Consider the following 18,008-nt stretch of genomic DNA (forward strand, 5'->3'; position numbering starts at 1 on the left):
TTAGAATTGAGTGGATTGCGAGAAGCGGAAGGTTTCGACCTTATCGTAATCAGCCTTGGACAGAACCTGGCTGAGATCGAACTGGATCGGGCCCATGGGCGACTTCCACCGGATGGTGATACCCGCGGAAACACGGGCGGTGTAATCGTCCTTGATGCTGGTATTGATCTGCCCCGGCGTATTGGTGCCCGGACCGTAGACCTTAAGCGACTTATCGATACCTCCAAGGGTACCTATATCGAGAAATAAAGCCGTTTTAAGGCCGTATTGGTCCGGCAACCCGTTGGGAATACCCAGTTCGGCCGAACCGATCGCATAGGTTTGGCCGCCCAGGGCGTAGGTCGAATTGATGTCGCGCGGACCGATACCGGCATATTCGAAGCCGCGCATCGTATCACCGCCTTTGAAGAAGCGGTCGTTGATGCGGACCGAGTCACCGCCCCATGGCACTTTGGTACCCGCAGAGCCGGACACGTGCAAAATCATGTCCTTGCGGAAGCCATGGTACCAGTGCGCTTCACCTTCGGTCGCGACATATTTCACGTCACCACCCAGGCCGGCGATGTCCTGGCGCAGGACGGCGTTCCAGCCACGCGTCGGTTGGATGAAGTCGTTACGGCGATCGTAGGACAGCGAATAACCGACCGATGAGGTCAGGCCGTTGCCGCAGCTGTACAGCAGGCTGTCGCAGTTGTTCGCCGTGGTCGAGATATAGTCCTTACGGATGTTGTAGCGCAGGCGCAGGACCGAGTAACCGTTCAGGTTATAGCCCAGGCGCAGGCCGGCACCGCTGGATTCCGTGCGGAAGTCGACGCCGCGATAGCGGTAAGAGCTGGAGAAGATGTCGAAGCCCGCCGAGACGTTACGGCCCATGAAGCGCGGTTCGGTGAAGGAGAAGTCGATGTCCTTCTGGATCGAACCCGTCTGGATACGGGCGCGGACGTCCTGGCCGGTACCGCGGAAGTTACGCTGCGAGATGCCGATGTCGAGGATGAACTTCTGGATCGACGAGAAACCGGCGCCGAACGACAGTTCGCCGGTCGGCTGTTCGATCACGGCGACCTCGATATTGGTCTTGCCGGCGGCCGGAGACGGCTTCTCGCTGATCTTGACGCCCTCTTCGCCTTCCTTGAAGAAGCCGAGGCCGGCGATGTAGATACGGGACCGTTCCAGGAGCGCCTTGTTGTAGGCGTCGCCTTCGGACACCAGCATCTGGCGGCGGACCACGCGGTCCAGGGTCTGGGTGTTGCCGACGATATTGACCTTGTCGATATAGACGCGCGCACCTTCGTGCACGTTGAAAACCAGGTCGACCTTCTTGGTGTTCGGATCGGCTTCTTCCTGCGGACGGATGTCAACGAAGGCGAAGCCCGAAGACCCGGCGGCGAAGGTCAGGTCATCGACCGCCTTTTCGACGCGGTCACTTTCATACAGCTGGCCCGGGCGGATCGCGACCGAACGCTGCAGGTTTTCCGCCTTCAGCTTGTCGTTATCGGTCTTGATGGTGATGCGGCCGAAATTGTACTTTTCGCCTTCGTCCAGGGTGTAGGAGATCACGAAGTCCTTGCGGTCCGGCGTCAGTTCGGCCACGGCCGAGATGATGCGGAAGTCGTAATAGCCGCGGTTGGTGTAGAACTTGCGCAGCTGCTCCCGGTCGTAGTCCATCCGGTCCGGATCGTAGTTGTCGTTCGACGAGAAAAACTTCCACCACAACGACTTCTGCGTCACGACGACGCCCTTCAGGTCGTTGTCGGAGAAAGCCTTGTTGCCGACGAAGTTGATCTGCGACACGCCGGTCTTGGGGCCTTCGTCGATTTCAAAGATCAGGTCGACGCGCTTTTGCGGCAGTTCGACGATCTTGGGTGTCACGGTCGCCGAGATGCGGCCGCCCTTGCGGTACAGTTCGACAATGCGCTGGACATCCTCCTGGACCTTGGCCTTGGTGAAGACACCACGCGGACGAATCTGCACTTCCTCGCGCAGCTTGTCCTTGGTCATGGCCTTGTTGCCTTCGAAGACCACCTGGTTGATGATCGGGCTTTCGACCACGGTCACCACCATCTCGCTGCCCTGCATCTGGATCTGGACGTCCGAGAACAGGTCGGTGCGGTAGAGGGTCTTGACGGCCGTGTCGATCAGTTCGGCATCGACCGTCGCGCCGGCCTGGAACGGCAGGTAGGAGACGATGGTCTGGCTGTCGATACGCTCGTTGCCTTCGACCCGGATGGCGCTGACATAGGCGGTCGCGACGGCCTGGCGCGCGCCGGCCGGTTCGTCCTGCAGGAAGGTGCGCGCTTCGACCCCGGTGGCGGCGACGGTCAGACCGGCCAGTGCCAGGACGCTGACGCCAAGGGTAAGGGAGCGGGAAAGGGTCATGGGGCCTCTTGTCTGCGTGGACCTGGGTGAAGAACTAGCAACGGGACGCGTCGTCTGCATCATGAAAACAACCCCCCGAGGAACTTAACCAGTCCTGTATTATTTAAATCGTTCCATAAGGCGAACGTCATTAAGCCTAATACCAGCACTACGGCAATTCGGAAGGCCGCATTCTGGATTTCCGGCGAAACGGGCTTTCTGGTCACACCCTGCCAGAGATAGAAGGCCAGGTGGCCACCGTCGAGCATGGGAATGGGTAAAAGATTGAGGAAACCGACGGCAATCGAAATGACGGCCATCATGTTGACGCCGTTAATTAGCAGATTCGCCAGCGTGATATGCCAGGGTTGCTTTAAGGCGACGATTTCGGTCGTCATGTCGCCCGTGGCCTTGGTCATGCCGACGATGCCGCCGATCTGGTCGCCGTTTTCCTTGCCGACAAAGATACGGCCAATATAGGTCAGGTTGGTGTCCAGCACATCCCAGGTCTGCGCCACGCTGAGAACCGCGGCCTGCCCCAGGCTGACCCGGCGGGCGACCGGAGTTTCCGATATGGCAACACCCGTTACGCCCCCCTTGACATTCAGTTGCTTACCGTTGGCGTGCAGATAGTCTCTGCGCGGCGTAACGGTGAGCACCAGGGTCGTGTCGGCACGCTGGACCGTAATCCGTGTTGGAGTTTCGGCACGCAAGGCGATGGCCCGGACAACGTCCGCGCCGGTATTCATCGCCTTGCCTTCCACGGCCAGAATGACGTCGCGCGGCTTTAGACCGGCGGCCTCGGCTGGACTGCCGGCGGTCACGACCTGGACGGTCGGCCGGCTGGTAACCTGGCCAAGGGCCGCCGTCAGGACGAAGAAAATGGCGATCGCCAGGATGAAGTTGAAGACCGGCCCAGCCAGGACGATAAGGAAACGCTGCCACAGCGGCTTGAAATGGAAATATTCACCGACCGCTGCCGCCCCTTCACGCCGGGTAATGGCTTCGCGCGAGGCTTCCAGTTCCTCGGCCGACGGCATCATCGAGGTGACATTCTCATCGCCGGCAAACTTGACATAGCCGCCCAGCGGCAGCGCGCTGATGCACCATTCGGTGCCGCGCCTGTCCTTGCGGCGCAGGAGAATCTTGCCGAAGCCGACCGAGAACCGTTCGATGCGCGTGCCGAACAGGCGCGCAACCGAATAGTGCCCCAGTTCATGGAAGGTCACGATCAGCGAAATGATGATCAGGAACACGGGTATGCAAATGATGTAGATTAGCATGCACCGTCCTCCATACTTACCGTTTCCTTACACATGCTGGCGCGCGGAGACGAAAAGGTCCTGTACCAACCGCCGCACCTGAGCATCTATATCCAGGGCCAGAGTCATTCTGTCGCAGGACATATCACGACTTGTGTGATCCTTGGAAGAGATAGTCGGCAATTGAGCCCGCATCATGGCAGTTTCGACATAATCGGCGATTTGTAAAAAACCGATACGGCGGTCCAGAAAGGCCTGCACGCAGACCTCATTGGCCGCGTTGAAAACCGTCGTCATCCCCTCCCCGGCCTCCAGGGCCTGGCGCGCCAGGCGCAGCATCGGGAAGGCGTTTTCGTCTGGCGCGGCAAAGCTGAGACTGGCCATCTTGACCAGGTCCAGCCGCGGCGCCTGCCAGGCGATGCGGTCGGGCCAGCCCAGGCAGTAGCTGATCGGCACGCGCATATCCGGCGGGCCCAGCTGCGCCAGGCTGGAGCCGTCGCGATATTCGACCAGGCTGTGGACCACGGATTGCGGGTGGATCACCACGTCGATTGCGGCGGCCGGCATGTCGAACAGATAGGCCGCTTCGATCAGTTCCAGGCCCTTGTTGGCCAGGGTGGCGGAATCGATGGTGATCTTGGCGCCCATCGACCAGTTGGGATGTTTCAGCGCCTGTTCGACCGTGACCTGGGCCAGTTCGGCGGGCGTCCGGCCGAAGAATGGCCCGCCTGAGGCCGTCAGGATCAGACGGGCGATCTTGTCTCTCTGGGTGGCGTCCAGGACCTGGAAGATGGCGTTGTGCTCGGAATCGACCGGCAGGACACGGCCGCCATGAGCTTCGACGCGGTCGATCAGGGCGCGGCCGCAGCAGACCAGGCTTTCCTTGTTGGCCAGGGCCAGGGTCGCGCCGGTGGCTGCTGCCGCCCAGGTGGGTTTCAGGCCGGCGATGCCGACAATGGCGGCCATGACCAGGTCGGTCGTGCGGCCGGCGGCGGCTATGACGGCGTCTTCCCCGCAGGCGATCTCCAGGCCGGTGCCGGCCAGGCGGTCGCGCAGCACCGGCCACTGCGACGGATCGGCCAGGACGGTGATGGCGGGCCGGTATTTGAGCGCCTGTTCGACCAGCAGGTCGACATTGCGGCCGCCGATCAGGGCTTCGATGGCGAAGTCGCCGCCGGCTTCGTCGAGCAGGCGCAGGGTCGAAACCCCGATGGACCCGGTCGAACCCAGGATGGAAATGCGCCGTGTCATCAGATTTCGGTACCCAAAAGGACGAGCAACCTTATACCCCCCAGGGCGACAATGGCAAACATAAGCCCGTCCACACGGTCCATCAGCCCGCCATGGCCGGGAATCAGGCTGCCGGCGTCCTTGACGCCGAAGCGGCGTTTCAGGGCCGATTCCCACAGATCTCCCGCCATGGTGGCCAGGGAGACGACCACCCCGACAACCAGCGGTGAGGTGTTGTGTTTGAACAGGTGGGTCAGATCGTTGAGTGCGGCGGCCGTCATCATGCCGGCGATCATGCCGCCGGCAAAGCCCGACCAGGTTTTATTAGGGCTGAAGCGGCGCCACAGTTTCGGTCCGCCGACCAGCTTTCCGGTGACATAGGCGGCGCTGTCCGACGCCCAGGCGATCAGGAAGGCGAACATCACCCAGGCCAGGCCGTTATTGGATTCGCGCAGCCACATGATGACGATGGCCGGAAATCCGACATAGAGGACGCCGTAGGCCGCATCCATCCAGCCGGCGCCCAGGCGATAGCCGTAGAGCCCGGTGCACAGGGCGCCGAACAAAAGGATCAGGAAGGACAGGACCGGATGGCCGAGATAGCCGGTAAAGAGGGCGGCCAGGGCGGCAATCGTCAGGGCGGCGGCCAGGCGGGCGCCGGCGTTGGGCGAGGCCATCAGGCCCCATTCGATGCATAGCAAGGCAACCCCGACGCTGATCAGGGTGAGGAACCAGCCTCCGCCCAGCCAGAGAATGCCCAGGACCAGCGGGATCAGGACAAAGGCCGAGGCGACGCGCACCAACAGTTCGCGGCCACGTTTACCCATAAACGGCTTTTTTGCGGGGGTTTCAGGCGGGCTGGGCGGCATGTCCCGGATCCACGGCGCCAAAACGGCGGTTACGCCGGGCAAAGATGTCCAGCGCCTGTTTCAGCGCGTCGTGGCCGTAATCTGGCCAGAGAATGTCCTGAAAAACGAACTCGGCATAGGCGGCTTCCCACAGCAGGAAGTTCGACAACCGGTGCTCGCCCGAGGTCCGGATCAGCAGGTCCAGGGGCGGCAGGCCGTGCGTCGACAGGCTGTTGGCAAAGCTGTCGGCGGTGATGGCGGACGGGTCGATTTCACCGGCTTTTGCCTTGTGAGCCAGGATCTTGGCCGCTTCGACGATATCGGCCTGGGCGCCGTAATTCAGCGCCACCTGGAGGAAAAAGCGGGAATTGTGCTTGGTCTGCTCATGGGCGTCGGCCACCATGTCGACGATATCCCGGGGCAGACCGGCTTCCTGGCCGACGATGCGGACGCAGACGCCTTCACGACGGAGACGGGCCAGATCGGCCTTGATAAAGGCCCGCAGCAGGCCCATCAGGTCACTGACCTCAGCCTCCGGCCGGCGCCAGTTCTCGGTCGAGAAGGCAAAGACCGTCATATGGGTGACGCCCAGGTCGACGGCCGCTGTGATGGTGCGTTTCAGCGCATCGACCCCGGCCTTGTGGCCGACGGTGCGGATCTGGCCGCGTTCCTTGGCCCAGCGGCCGTTGCCGTCCATGATGATGGCGACGTGAAACGGCTTCGCCGGGAGTTTCTCCGGGCGGGACGGTTCACGCGCATCCATGGGGCCTAACGGCATTATCACACCCGCAATTCTACACTTCGAAAGTTCAGGAATTCCTAAACCTGCATGATTTCGGCTTCCTTGGCCTTAAGGACCTCATCGATACGCTTGATGGCGGAGTCGGTGAAGCCCTGGATCTCGGTGCCGCCCTTCTTTTCTTCGTCTTCGCTGATCTCAGACGCCTTTTCGGCCTTCTTCAGGTCGTCCATGGCCTCGCGGCGGACATTTCGCACGGCGACGCGCTGGGTTTCGGCATATTTTCCGGCGATCTTGACCAGGTCCTTGCGGCGTTCCTCGGTCAGGGGCGGAATCGGGATGCGCAGGGTCTGGCCGTCGGTGATCGGGTTCAGGCCCAGGCCGGAATTACGGATGGCTTTTTCGACCGAGACGGTCAGGCCGCGGTCCCAGACGCTGACGCTGATCATGCGCGGCTCGGGGACGCTGACGGCGGCGCAGGCGTTCAGTGGCATGGTCGAGCCATAGGCGTCGACGACAATCTGGTCCAGCAGCGAGGCCGAGGCCCGGCCGGTGCGCAGACCGGAATAGTCGTCCTTCAGCGCCAGGACGGCCTTGTCCATGCGGTCCTTGTAGCGGTTGAGATCGGGCTTTGCCATGGTGGATCCCTTCTTCTAGTTGGTTATGACGGTGTGGGTGCCGCGGCCGTGGATCACCTCGTTCAGTGCGCCCGGCGTGCGGATGGAAAAGACGACGATGGGGATGGCGTTTTCGCGCATCAGCGACACGGCCGAGGCGTCCATCACCTTCAGGTCGCGCGAAAGGACTTCGAGATAGTTCAGTTTTTCGTAGCGCTCGGCCTTCGGGTCCTTTTTGGGGTCGGCCGTGTAGACGCCGTCGACCGAGGTGCCCTTGAACAGGGCGTCGCAGGTCATTTCGGCGGCGCGCAGGGCCGCGGCGGTATCGGTCGTAAAGTAAGGCGCGCCGGTGCCGGCTGCGAAGATGACAACCCGGCCCTTTTCGAGGTGGCGGATGGCGCGGCGGCGCACGAAGGGCTCGCACACGGCATTCATCTGGATGGCCGACTGGACGCGGGTGTCGATGCCCTGCTTTTCCAGGGCGTTCTGCATGGCCAGGGCGTTCATGACGGTCGCCAGCATGCCCATATAGTCGGCGCTGGAGCGTTCCATGCCGACGGCGGCCTTGGACAGGCCGCGGAAGATGTTGCCGCCGCCGATGACCAGGCACAGCTCCACGCCCAGGCGCGCCACTTCGGCGACTTCCTCGGCTACGGCCTGCACCGTCTTCATGTCGATGCCGAAGCCCTGGTCGCCCATCAGAACTTCGCCGGAGATCTTGAGCAGGATGCGTTTGTATTTGAGCTCCGCCGTCGCGGTCATGATACTCTCCGGTGAATCAACTGGCCAGTGAATCGGCCTGGGTGGCGCGCCCCGTGCCGGGTTTAGCGCTTTGTGTCTGCAAAGAAAAGGGCGCGAACGTTGCGAAACGTCCGCGCCCTGTTCATTTTCGTGGCGAATTTTGTGACGCCTCATGTTTATCCCAAAAGTTGCAATCCACTTTTTGGCATGAGGCTGGCTGGCTATTAAGCGGCGCCGCCGGTCATGGCAGCGACTTCAGCGGCGAAGTCGTCCTGCTTCTTCTCGACGCCTTCGCCCAGGGCGAGACGCGTGAAGGCCGTCAGGGTCACCGGGGTGCCCAGTTGCTTGGCGGTGTCGGCGACCAGTTGTTCGATGGTCTGATCCGGGTTCATCACGAAGGCCTGCTTGGTCAGCACGACTTCTTCGAAGAACTTGCGGATACGGCCTTCGACCATCTTTTCAACGACCTGAGCCGGCTTGCCCGACGCCAGGGCCTGCTCGGTGAAGATCGCCTTTTCGCGTTCGATCGCGGCCGGATCCAGGTCGTCCGTGCTCAGCGATTGCGGCTGGGTGGCGGCAACGTGCATGGCGATCTTGCGGCCGACATCGCTCAGCACGGCGACATCGCCGGCCGATTCGAGAGCGACCAGCACGCCGATACGGCCGAGGTCCGGCGCGATGGCGTTGTGGATGTACGAAGCGACGACGCCCTGCGAAACGCTCAGCTTGGCGAAGCGGCGGACCATCATGTTTTCACCGATGGTGGCGATCAGGTGGGTGATCTGGTCTTCGACCGAGGCGTGAACCTCTTCCGCCGAGTTGGCCGTCAGGGCCGCCTGGCCGGCCGCGCGAGCCAGGGCCTGGAACAGGTCGTTACGGGCAACGAAGTCAGTTTCGGCGTTGACTTCGACGGCCGCGGCGGTCGTGCCGTCGGTGGCGATGACGACGAGGCCTTCAGCGGCAACGCGGTCAGCCTTCTTGGCGGCCTTGGACAGGCCCTTGGCGCGCAGCCAGTCCAGGGATGCTTCGATGTCGCCGTTGTTTTCCGACAGCGCCTTCTTGCAGTCCATCATGCCTACGCCGGACTTTTCGCGCAGTTCCTTCACCAGGGCAGCAGTGATCTCAGCCATGGAAATCCTCCAGAATCAGTAAGAGTAAATCGCCGCTGCAATAGCGGTGATACGTGTAGATTTAGCGACAGCCCAAGACGGTTCGGTCCTGGGCTGTCGCGGAAACGATCGGCCGATCTTCCGTCGGCCAGCAATAAGTAGCCTTAGGCCTCGGCGGAAGTGTCCGCGGGGGTTTCGTCAGCGGCCGGGGTGGGCTCCGGCGCGGCAATGGCCGGTTCGACCGGGGCAATGGCGGCGCCCAGGTCGACGCCCGAAGCCACTTGACCGGCGGCCAGGCCGTCTAGGACGGCGTCGGCGATCAGGTCGCAGTACAGTTGCAGGGCGCGGGCGGCGTCGTCGTTACCCGGGACCGGATAGGTGATGCCGTCCGGATCCGAGTTGGAGTCGAGGATGCCGATGACCGGGATGTTCAGCTTGCGGGCTTCCTGGATAGCGATCGATTCCTTGTTGGTGTCGATCACGAACATCAGGTCGGGGATGCCGCCCATGTCCTTGATGCCGCCCAGCGACAGTTCCAGCTTTTCGCGTTCGCGGGTCAGGGTCAGCAGTTCCTTTTTGGAACGGCCGGCTGGGTTGCTGTCCAGGACGTTTTCCAGTTCACGCAGGCGCGCGATCGAGCCCGAGATGGTGCGCCAGTTGGTCAGGGTGCCACCGAGCCAGCGGTGGTTTACATAGTACTGGGCCGAACGCTTGGCGGCGACGGCGACCGGGCCTTGAGCCTGGCGCTTGGTGCCGACGAACAGGACGCGACCGCCGGCGGCGGCGACTTCGCGCGCCTTCAGCAGGGCCTGGTGGAACAGCGGCAGGGTTTGCGACAGGTCGATAATGTGGATGTTCGAGCGGGCGCCGAACAGGAAGCGTTCCATCTTCGGGTTCCAGCGGTGGGTCTGGTGGCCGAAGTGGGCGCCGGCTTCCAGCAGCAGGCGCATCGAGATTTCTGGCATAGCCATGGGTAGAGTATCCTTCTTCCGATAATCCTCCGCAGACAGAAAAGCCCGTCCAGCCCATGCCGGATGAAAGCCTCGGAACGCAATCGCCGAAGGGAGATGGCGCGCGTCTGCGTGTGAGATGGCGTGCACCTATTCACAAATTCGGAAAAAATCAAGCCTATGCGGGAAGAAAATAGAGGCGGATGTAACGAGATGGGAGCTGCGCCCCGGAGCCGATTGGGTCTCACTTTGAACCAGCAATGAATTGAATGATGGAAACACCGGCGGGCCAAATCCCCCACCGTCTCATTTGCTTCCAGCAAATGATCCCATCGGCTCCGCCAAACCCCGTATAACGGGGAGGTATAATATTATTATATATTTGAACCTGAAGAGGCTAATTCGCCTACGGTAAGATACCCCTCCACCGCTTCGCGGTTCCCCTCCCCACTTCGTGGAGAGGAGGGCGTTTGGCTCTCCATTCCGCGCTTTACACGTCTTCAAAGTAGAGGACGCCGGGCATGGCTTTCAGGCGGCCGCGCAGGTGGGGGTCCAGGCTGTAGCGGTGCGGCAAGTCGAACTCGATCTGTCCTTGCCCCGCCAGGTCGCTCAGCAAACTGATCTTGCCGCCGTTAGGCAGTTTCGACGCCTCCAGTTGCGCCCGCAGCGCCGCCAGGTCGATCACCTGCGCCGAGACATGCAGCTTCAGGCCCAGGTCGTCGGTCTTGAGGCTGGTCGCCATAGATCCCGCTCCGTCGCCGAAGAAACGCACCTCCCCTTCCTTGCCTTTGGCGCGGACGGTGAGAATGATCGAGGCGCCTGGTTCCAATTGGTCGCGGCAACGGCGCAGCGATTCCGGCGGGAACAGGACCTCGTATTCACCGCTGGGGTCCGACAGGGTAACGAAGGCGAACTTCTCGCCCGATCCCGCCGCGGCACGTTCCTGGCGGCGGCGGACGATGCCGGCCATACGGAAAGCGTCGTGACCTTCCAGCGCCAGCACCATGGCTTCGGCATAGAGGGTGATCTTGCGGCGTTTGAAGACGTCGACCATGTCCTGCAGCGGGTGGCCCGACAGGTAGAAGCCGATGGCGGCCAGTTCCTCATCCAGTTGCTCCGGTCCCGCCGAGGCAGAAACCTTGGGCAGGCGTGGCCGCGAGGCCTCGGTCGAGCCGAACAGGCTGACCTGGGATGAGGCGCGCTCGGCCGCCACGCTTTGGGCATAGGCGATCAGCATGTCGGCGGCCGCGACGATCTGGGCGCGGTTGGGGTGGAGGGAGTCGAAGGCGCCGGCCTTGGCCAGGTTTTCGATGGCGCGCTTGTTGACCGCCTTGGGGTCGATGCGTTCGAGGAAGTCGAACAGGTCGGTGAACTTGCCACCCTCCTCGCGGGCCTGGACCACGCTCAGCATAGCTTCGAAGCCGACATTGCGGATGGCGCCCAGAGCGTAGAGCAGTTCGCCGTTTTCAACGTCGAAATCGGCCATGGAGCGGTTGATGTCCGGCGGCACGATGGTGACGCCGAAGCGGCGGGCATCCTGATAGAAGACGGCCAACTTGTCGGTGTTGGCGATATCGAGGCTGAACGAGGCAGCGAAGAACTCGACCGGGTGATTGGCCTTGAGCCAGCCAGTCTGGTACGAGATGAAGGCGTAGGCGGCGGCGTGCGACTTGTTGAAGCCGTAGCCGGCGAACTTGTTCACCAGTTCGAAGATGAAGTCGGACTGGGATTCCGGCACGCCCTTCTCCTTGGCGCCGGACATGAAGCGGACCTTCTGCAGGTCCATTTCTTCCTTCTTCTTCTTACCCATGGCGCGGCGCAGCAGGTCGGCTTCACCGAGACTGTAGCCCGACAGGACCTGGGCGATCTGCATCACCTGCTCCTGGTAGATGATGACGCCGTAGGTTTCCTTCAGCACCGGCTCCAGGCTGGGGTGCAGCATGTCGATTTCGATCCGGCCGAACTTACGGTCGACATAGGTGTCGATATTGTCCATCGGGCCCGGACGATAGAGCGAGATCAGGGCGGTGATTTCTTCGAGCGACGAACAGCGAAGTTTGCGCAGGGTGTCGCGCATGCCCTGGCTTTCAAGCTGGAACACACCGATCGACTGGCCCGATGCAAGTAATTCGTAGGTTGCCGTATCATCCAAAGGCAGGGTCGAGAAGTTAATGTCGACGCCGCGCTTTTTCAGATAGCGTTCGGCGCGGTCCAGCACGGTCAGGGTCTTCAGGCCGAGGAAGTCGAACTTGACCAGGCCGGCGCTTTCGACCCATTTCATGTTAAACTGGGTGGCCGGAATGTCGGAGCGCGGATCGCGGTACAGCGGGACCAGTTCGGTCAGCGGGCGGTCGCCGATAACGATGCCGGCGGCGTGGGTTGAGGCGTTGCGGTACAGGCCTTCCAGTTTCAGCGCCGTGTCGAGCAGATTCTTGACCTGTTCGTCGTCGTCGCGGGCTTCGCGCAGGCGCGGCTCGATCTCGATGGCCTGGGCCAGGGTGGTCGGGTTGGCTGGGTTGTTCGGCACCATTTTACACAGGCGGTCGACCTGGCCCAGGGGCAGTTGCATCACGCGGCCGACGTCACGCAGCACGGCGCGGGCCTGGAGCGTACCGAAGGTGATGATCTGGGCCACGCGGTCGCGGCCGTATTTGTGCTGGACGTAGGAGATGACCTCTTCGCGACGTTCCTGGCAGAAGTCGATATCGAAGTCGGGCATGGAGACCCGCTCCGGGTTGAGGAAGCGTTCGAACAGCAGGCCGAAACGCAGCGGATCCAGGTCGGTAATGGTCAGGGCCCAGGCGACCAGCGAACCGGCGCCGGAACCGCGGCCCGGTCCGACCGGCACGCCGTGCGACTTACCCCACTTGATGAAGTCCGAAACGATCAGGAAGTAGCCCGGGAAGCCCATCTTCTGGATGACGCCGATCTCGCGTTCGAGGCGGGCCCAGTAGTCTTCTTCCGGACAGGCCAATTTCACCTGTTTCAGGCGCATCTTCAGGCCTTCGCGGGCCTGCCAGGCCAGTTCCTCGTCTTCGTTACGGCCGGCGCCCGTGTCGAAGCGCGGCAGGATGGGGTCGCGCTTGTTGACCAGGAAGGCGCAGCGGCGGGCGATTTCGATGGTGTTGTCGCAGGCTTCCGGCAGGTCGGCGAACAGTTCGCGCATGGCGGCGGCCGGTTTGAACCAGTGGTCCTTCGTCACACGGCGGCGGTCCTCGATGCCCATGAAGGTGCTGTCGGAGATGCACAGCAGGGCTTCGTGGGCACGATACATGTCCGCGCCGGCAAAATAGACATCGTTGGTGGCAACCAGCGGGACGTCGTTTTGGTAGGCGAATTCGACCAGACCGGCTTCGGTGGCGCTGCCCTTGGGGCGGCCGTCATGACGTTGCAATTCGATATAGAAACGGTCGCCGAAGACCTCCAGCATGGCTTTCAGCGCGGTTCTGGCTTCGTCCGGGCGATTCTGGCGAAACAGAACGTCCACCGGGCCGTCATAGCTGCCCGACAACAGCAGCAGGCCTTCGTTATGGGCTGTCACCTGATCCCAGGTGACGTGGGGTTCGTCCATATTGTCGGAATCGACATAGGCGATCGACGACAGCTTGGTGAGATTGAGCCAGCCCTGCTCGTTCTGGCACAGCACGACGAGGGTCGGGATGCGGGCCCACTTTTCCGACGGTGTTCCGCCGATGCCTTTTACGGGAAGCGCGCAGCCAACAATGGGCTGGACGCCGGAATCCTTGCAGGATTGAGAGAATTCGAGGCCGCCGTAGAGATTGCACCGGTCGGTGATTCCCACGGCCGGCATGCCGTTCTTGTGGGCCAGCTTGCCCATATCATAGGCCTTGATCGCGCCTTCGAGGAGCGAATAGGCCGAGCGCACACGCAAATGAATGAAATCTTCGCTCACGGTTCACGCTCCTGGCCTGAAGGTCACATGGCAGCGACTCAGGCAGCCAGCGACATCAGATGACACATGAAAACGACAAAACCCGCAACCGCGGTGAAAGACAACACGTTATGAACTGCACCAACCATTTGTCCACATCCTGTGACAGCGTAATTCCCGTTTTGTTCTATATTCTCCATTTGTTCTCACCGCAAGACAAATCTGTTCACTATGGGAACAAATCATATACAACATTGAATTTATAGATGTTTTTATTCACAACTTCTGCAAGTTATGAGGTGGAATGTCCGTGGCTTGCACAGTCGTCCACAAGCACCCAAAGTAAGCCCCCCCACCGCACCTCTCTCGCTCCGCCCTGTGGGCTCCACTCGTTCGACTTGCGCTTGCCGAGATATATCTCGGCGGCGCTCACCCGGCCTCCCCGACAAGCGGGGAGGAGCAGGAAAGCCGTTGCTCGGACATTTGGGTGTATTGGGATCAGAACGGGCCGCGGAAACTGTCGAGGCGAGCAAGGGTGCAAAAGTTTTTACATCCGGCAAGGTTTTTATAGACAAATTCAACCGAATTGGATTATTTGATATGACAACAATGCCAATTGGTCAGCATTAATCCCATTCAAGCGAGTCGCCAGTCAGGCGCCCTCGCCTTCCTATCCAACAGCGATTTTTCGAAAACATGGTTCAGGCATTTTCCGAAGCACTCTACCTAGGCGTTGACGGCGGGGGCTCCCGCTGCCGGGTCAGGCTTCAGGATGCGCAAGGCCGGCCCCTGGGCGAAGGCAGCGGTGGACCGGCCAATATCCGCCTCGGACTGGATGTGGCCTGGGACAGCCTCATGACCGCCACCCAAGCGGCGCTGGCGCAGGCCGGCCTCGGTCAGGATGCGCTGGGCAGGATTACGGCCGGCCTGGGCCTGGCCGGAATCGTCACCGCCGACGATACTGTCCGCGTCATGGAACGCGCGACGGTGTTCGGGTCGGTTGCCGTGGCCTCGGATTCGCACACTGCCTGCCTGGGCGCCTTCGCGGGTGAGGATGGCGGGATTCAGATCATCGGCACGGGCAGTTCGGGTTATGCGATCATCGGCGGCAAGGGCCACTCGGTCGGTGGCTGGGGCTTTCCATTGAGCGAGAAGGCCTCCGCCGCGGCGCTGGGGCGCGACGCTATCCGCGCTGCACTCGAAGCCTCGGACGGCCTGGCGCCACGCACCGCCCTTACCGACGCCGTCATGGCCCGGTTCGGCAGCGCCGCCGCTATTGTCGACTGGTCCGAAACCGCACGCCCGACCGACTACGGCACTTTTTCTCCTCTCGCCTTCGACCATGCCGCCCTCGGCGATCCGGTCGCTGTCGAGCTGGTCCAGCGGATCGCCGGCGATTGCGGCCGTTTCGTCCGGCATCTGGTCGCCATGGGCGCGCCCAAGGTCTGCCTGGCCGGTGGCGTGGCGCCCCACATCCTGCCCTGGCTACCGCAAGGGGTAACACAGTGCCTGGCAACGCCGCGTGGCGATGCCCTGGCCGGGGCGCTGCTGCTGGCCCGGCAAGTGGCGTCGCGCGGGGATGTCGACGCATGACCCAGGCCCCCTTTCTCGAAGTCTGTGTCGACACCACGGAAGGTCTTGAGATCGCCGCACGCCATGGTGCCGACCGGATCGAGCTGTGCGCCAGCCTGACCGTCGGTGGGCTCACGCCAAGCACCGGCATGATGCGCCTGGCCACGACCTATGCCACGCCGGTCCGCGTTATGATCCGTCCCCGTCAGGGTGACTTCATCTATAGCGAAGCCGAGATCGGCATGATGTTGCACGATATCGACGCCGCGGCCGATTTCGGCCTGGATGGCGTGGTTATCGGCGCCAACACGCCCAGCGGCGAACTGGACGGTGATGTCATGGAACGCCTGGCGTCACGCGCCAAGGCTGGTGGTTTGAAAGTGACCCTGCACCGCGCCTTCGATATCGCGCCCAACCTGCACGCGGCTTTGGCCACCGCGCAAGCGCTCGGGATCGACAGCATCCTGACCTCGGGCGGGGCGACGGACGCCATGAAGGGCGCCGACGCCATTCGCGGGCTGGTCGCCGCCGTCGAACACAGCGCCACGCCGATCGAATTGATCGCCGGTGTCGGGCTGACGACCGATAATGTCCGCGACCTGATCACCCGTTCCGGCGTGTCGTGGGTGCACGGTTCGTGCAGCCTGCCGCGCCCGATCGAGTCCGCAGCGTCGCTGCGGCTCGGCTACTGTTCCGAACATCACCGGCGCACAGATGCGGCCGCCATCGATCGCCTGCGGGCGATCATGCAGCGCATCCCGCTCGATGCCGTCGTTTCGCGTTAGTCCTCAAAAGGAGAAGGGCCGTCCATGTCGTTCTTCAGCGCCGCCCCGTTTGTTCCGGCCAAGTCGGGACCGCTTTATCTCCAGCTTGAGCAGTATCTGCGCGGCGCCATCGTCGATGGCGTGCTGAGCGAGAAAGATGCCCTGCCGCCGGAACGTGATATGGCCGAACTGTACGGCGTTTCGCGGCTGACCATTCGTAAAGCCCTGGCCGAGCTGGAGCGCGAAGGGCTGCTGACGCGGCGGCGCGGTTCCGGCACCTATATTTCCGGAAACAAACCTGTGGATGGTGGGGGCCTCGCCTTCCGCGAGGATCCGGTCACCCAGGGCCAGATTACGCACAGCGTGTGGACGGAGCGCGTGCGCGATATCGCTACACCCGACGAGAGCATGGCCTTGGGCGTTCGCCCCGGCACCGAGGTTTATCGTCTGTCGCGCGTGCGCTTCAAGGACATCATGCCGGTGGCGATCGAAAGCACCGTGCTTCTGACGGCCTGCCTGAGGTCCGAAGCCATGGTGGAGGAGTCGATCTACGGCGCGATGCAAAAGTCCGGCACCTGCCCGGTTCGCGCGTTGCAACGGCTGCGCGCCATCTCGCTGGAAGGTGGTTATGCCGACATGCTGGAAGTCGAACCCGGCAGCCCAGGCCTGTTCATGGAACGGCGCGGCTTCCTGAAGAACGGGCAAACCGCGGAAGTCACCAAGGCGTGGTACCGCGGCGACGCTTCGGATTTGATATCGGAGGTGTCCGTGCCCCACGCCCTGCCCCAGGCACCGTCAGCGCTACCTTTCGCCGTTTAAGGTTAGAACGCCGGCGAGTTTATATTTTCGTATACGATGTAAGCCTGTTTTCAGAATTGAAAATCGGAAGAACTGTTATTCCATCTATAATCATTCAACACTATTTGTTCCAAATCGGCATGACTTGAGCACCGGCAGGGTCTGTTCTGGCCCTCTCAAGGATTAGATTGACCGGACAATACCAATATCATATATAAAAACGTTCGTTGTGACGGGTTGTAATGCCCTTTATGAGTCGATTCACACGCATTGTCGCCGTCACCGATGAGTTCGAACACACGAATGTCCAAAAAATCCACGAATCTTTACCAACAGCTTCAGGACTGGGTCCGCCAGGCCATAGCCAGCGGTGAGTTGGCGCCAACCGCCGCCATCCCGACCGAGCGCGAACTGGCCGAAAAATTCGATGTGTCCCGCATCACCGTGCGCAAGGCGCTGGACGGGTTGGTCTATGAAGGCCTGCTGACGCGCCGTCAGGGGGCGGGAACCTTCGTCGCCACCCGCGTCGAAAAGACCTATTCCAAGATGTCGTCCTTTACCGAGGACATGATCTCGCGCGGACGCGTGCCCAGCAGCAAGTGGCTGTCGCGGACCTCGGGCTCGGTCAATCCGGAGGAAGCCCTGACCATGGGCCTGTCGCCCGGCACCCTGGTCTACCGTTTCAACCGCATGCGCTTTGCCGACGGCGTGTCGATGGGGCTGGACTATGCAACCGTGCCGGGGGATTGCCTGCCCTCGCTGGAAGCCGTCGAGGATTCGCTCTACGACGCGCTCGAAAAGAACGGCACCCGGCCGGTACGCGCGTTACAGCGCCTGCGCGCGGTGGCCTTCAATGCCGAGCAGGCCAAGCTGCTGGAAATCCCCGAAGGCTCGCCGGGTTTGCTGATCGAACGCCGCGGCTTCCTGGCCAACGGCCGGCCGGCCGAATTCACCCAGTCCTATTATCGCGGTGACTCCTATGACCTGATGTCGGAACTGAGCCACAATCCGTAAGGTCTGTGCCCTTGAGGTTTTATCAGGAAAACCATTTTTATGGTTGCCAAACGGCGCATTGGCTATAAAGTTGTCATGACAAATATAGGCAGCCCAAGCTGCTGAAAAACGGATGGC

At 61.9% G+C, this 18,008-nt stretch carries 14 protein-coding genes; 4 read left to right on the forward strand and 10 right to left on the reverse strand.

Annotation, left to right across the window (positions count from 1 at the left end):
• From bamA to dnaE, 10 genes are all read right to left on the reverse strand, one after another.
• Complete coding sequence (bamA, locus tag ABAC460_RS37165; RefSeq protein WP_023453789.1) at nt 1-2,376, reverse strand: outer membrane protein assembly factor BamA; 2,376 nt, start codon at nt 2,374-2,376, stop codon at nt 1-3.
• Between the two features lie 59 nt (nt 2,377-2,435).
• On the reverse strand, nt 2,436-3,638 hold the full coding sequence (locus ABAC460_RS37170; protein WP_023453790.1) for a M50 family metallopeptidase: 1,203 nt from the start codon (nt 3,636-3,638) through the stop codon (nt 2,436-2,438).
• A 27-nt stretch (nt 3,639-3,665) separates the two neighbouring features.
• Complete coding sequence (gene dxr / locus ABAC460_RS37175) at nt 3,666-4,868, reverse strand: 1-deoxy-D-xylulose-5-phosphate reductoisomerase (RefSeq protein WP_023453791.1); 1,203 nt, start codon at nt 4,866-4,868, stop codon at nt 3,666-3,668.
• Nucleotides 4,868-5,674, reverse strand: coding sequence for a phosphatidate cytidylyltransferase (locus ABAC460_RS37180; RefSeq protein WP_023453792.1), 807 nt, complete (start codon nt 5,672-5,674; stop codon nt 4,868-4,870). The genes dxr and ABAC460_RS37180 overlap by 1 nt, the downstream gene beginning before the upstream one ends.
• Nucleotides 5,675-5,696: 22 nt before the next feature.
• Nucleotides 5,697-6,458, reverse strand: coding sequence for a polyprenyl diphosphate synthase (gene uppS / locus ABAC460_RS37185; RefSeq protein ID WP_023453793.1), 762 nt, complete (start codon nt 6,456-6,458; stop codon nt 5,697-5,699).
• 56 nt (nt 6,459-6,514) lie between these two features.
• Entirely contained in the window at nt 6,515-7,072 is a 558-nt protein-coding gene (gene frr, locus ABAC460_RS37190) for a ribosome recycling factor (protein ID WP_023453794.1), read from the reverse strand.
• Nucleotides 7,073-7,087: 15 nt separating this feature from the next.
• Complete coding sequence (gene pyrH, locus ABAC460_RS37195) at nt 7,088-7,813, reverse strand: UMP kinase (protein WP_023453795.1); 726 nt, start codon at nt 7,811-7,813, stop codon at nt 7,088-7,090.
• 203 nt (nt 7,814-8,016) lie between these two features.
• Nucleotides 8,017-8,922, reverse strand: a complete 906-nt coding sequence (gene tsf / locus ABAC460_RS37200; RefSeq protein WP_023453796.1) for a translation elongation factor Ts — start codon at nt 8,920-8,922, stop codon at nt 8,017-8,019.
• 143 nt (nt 8,923-9,065) lie between these two features.
• Nucleotides 9,066-9,872: a 30S ribosomal protein S2 gene (gene rpsB, locus ABAC460_RS37205; protein ID WP_023453797.1), complete on the reverse strand. Its 807-nt coding sequence runs from the start codon at nt 9,870-9,872 to the stop codon at nt 9,066-9,068.
• A 469-nt stretch (nt 9,873-10,341) separates the two neighbouring features.
• Entirely contained in the window at nt 10,342-13,764 is a 3,423-nt protein-coding gene (gene dnaE / locus ABAC460_RS37210; protein ID WP_023453798.1) for a DNA polymerase III subunit alpha, read from the reverse strand.
• Between the two features lie 675 nt (nt 13,765-14,439).
• Here dnaE and ABAC460_RS37215 point away from each other — a divergent pair.
• The 4 genes from ABAC460_RS37215 (at nt 14,440) to ABAC460_RS37230 (ending at nt 17,891) form a co-directional block, all read left to right on the forward strand.
• Nucleotides 14,440-15,336 carry a BadF/BadG/BcrA/BcrD ATPase family protein gene (locus ABAC460_RS37215; RefSeq protein WP_023453799.1) on the forward strand — a complete coding sequence of 299 codons (897 nt, stop codon included), beginning with the start codon at nt 14,440-14,442 and terminating at the stop codon, nt 15,334-15,336.
• On the forward strand, nt 15,333-16,100 hold the full coding sequence (locus ABAC460_RS37220; RefSeq protein WP_023453800.1) for a copper homeostasis protein CutC: 768 nt from the start codon (nt 15,333-15,335) through the stop codon (nt 16,098-16,100). The genes ABAC460_RS37215 and ABAC460_RS37220 overlap by 4 nt, the downstream gene beginning before the upstream one ends.
• A 24-nt stretch (nt 16,101-16,124) precedes the next feature.
• Nucleotides 16,125-16,898 carry a GntR family transcriptional regulator gene (locus ABAC460_RS37225; protein WP_023453801.1) on the forward strand — a complete coding sequence of 258 codons (774 nt, stop codon included), beginning with the start codon at nt 16,125-16,127 and terminating at the stop codon, nt 16,896-16,898.
• A 282-nt stretch (nt 16,899-17,180) separates the two neighbouring features.
• The gene (locus ABAC460_RS37230; protein WP_023453802.1) at nt 17,181-17,891 is read left to right on the forward strand and encodes a GntR family transcriptional regulator; all 711 of its coding nucleotides are present in this window, start codon (nt 17,181-17,183) and stop codon (nt 17,889-17,891) included.
• Nucleotides 17,892-18,008: the final 117 nt, after the last annotated feature.

The sequence above is a fragment of the Asticcacaulis sp. AC460 genome, assembly GCF_000495795.1.
Classification (GTDB): domain Bacteria; phylum Pseudomonadota; class Alphaproteobacteria; order Caulobacterales; family Caulobacteraceae; genus Asticcacaulis.

What these genes read in the sequence shown, in the direction of transcription:
- bamA (WP_023453789.1), bottom strand. Translation starts at nt 2,376, where the DNA reads ATGACCCTTTCCCGCTCCCTTACCCTTGGCGTCAGCGTCCTGGCACTG.
- uppS (WP_023453793.1), bottom strand. Translation starts at nt 6,458, where the DNA reads ATGGATGCGCGTGAACCGTCCCGCCCGGAGAAACTCCCGGCGAAGCCG.
- ABAC460_RS37170 (WP_023453790.1), bottom strand. Translation starts at nt 3,638, where the DNA reads ATGCTAATCTACATCATTTGCATACCCGTGTTCCTGATCATCATTTCG.
- ABAC460_RS37180 (WP_023453792.1), bottom strand. Translation starts at nt 5,674, where the DNA reads ATGGGTAAACGTGGCCGCGAACTGTTGGTGCGCGTCGCCTCGGCCTTT.
- frr (WP_023453794.1), bottom strand. Translation starts at nt 7,072, where the DNA reads ATGGCAAAGCCCGATCTCAACCGCTACAAGGACCGCATGGACAAGGCC.
- ABAC460_RS37230 (WP_023453802.1), top strand. Translation starts at nt 17,181, where the DNA reads ATGTCCAAAAAATCCACGAATCTTTACCAACAGCTTCAGGACTGGGTC.
- tsf (WP_023453796.1), bottom strand. Translation starts at nt 8,922, where the DNA reads ATGGCTGAGATCACTGCTGCCCTGGTGAAGGAACTGCGCGAAAAGTCC.
- ABAC460_RS37225 (WP_023453801.1), top strand. Translation starts at nt 16,125, where the DNA reads ATGTCGTTCTTCAGCGCCGCCCCGTTTGTTCCGGCCAAGTCGGGACCG.
- pyrH (WP_023453795.1), bottom strand. Translation starts at nt 7,813, where the DNA reads ATGACCGCGACGGCGGAGCTCAAATACAAACGCATCCTGCTCAAGATC.
- rpsB (WP_023453797.1), bottom strand. Translation starts at nt 9,872, where the DNA reads ATGGCTATGCCAGAAATCTCGATGCGCCTGCTGCTGGAAGCCGGCGCC.
- ABAC460_RS37215 (WP_023453799.1), top strand. Translation starts at nt 14,440, where the DNA reads ATGGTTCAGGCATTTTCCGAAGCACTCTACCTAGGCGTTGACGGCGGG.
- ABAC460_RS37220 (WP_023453800.1), top strand. Translation starts at nt 15,333, where the DNA reads ATGACCCAGGCCCCCTTTCTCGAAGTCTGTGTCGACACCACGGAAGGT.
- dxr (WP_023453791.1), bottom strand. Translation starts at nt 4,868, where the DNA reads ATGACACGGCGCATTTCCATCCTGGGTTCGACCGGGTCCATCGGGGTT.